The 309-nt window shown below is 73.5% G+C and carries 1 pseudogene; it reads right to left on the bottom strand.

From position 1 onward, the window contains the following. Positions 1-91: 91 nt before the first annotated feature. A pseudogene (locus DW233_RS10385) lies at positions 92-309 on the bottom strand (IS30 family transposase); the annotation flags it as partial.

Raw genomic sequence — 309 nt, 5'->3', positions numbered from 1 at the left:
GGTCCGGTGGCCATGCTCCGCCCGCCGCCCGGCACCTCCTCCCAGACCCAGCCGAACGGTCGGTCAGTCTATTCCGTTTTTCCCTTTCAGGCTAGGACAGCGGGGCATCGCCCCTCTCTGCGCGCGCCCGCGCGATGAGCCCCGGCGTCAGGTCGAGCCCGTCGACGGGCACGTCCTCGATGCCGTACGCCTCCAGCAGCGCCGCCGCGTCGTCGCCGAGCATCGCCCGGAAGGCGCGGGCGGGCGTCGCGAAGCCGAGCGCGCCGCGGGGCTCGGAGTTCACGTGCGACATCGCCAGCGCAAGGTCGG

The sequence above is a fragment of the Collinsella sp. AM20-15AC genome, from assembly GCF_003471405.1.
Lineage (GTDB): Bacteria > Actinomycetota > Coriobacteriia > Coriobacteriales > Coriobacteriaceae > Collinsella.
The sequence above is the reverse complement of the archived record's forward strand: the minus strand, read 5'-3'. Positions and strand labels throughout refer to the sequence as shown.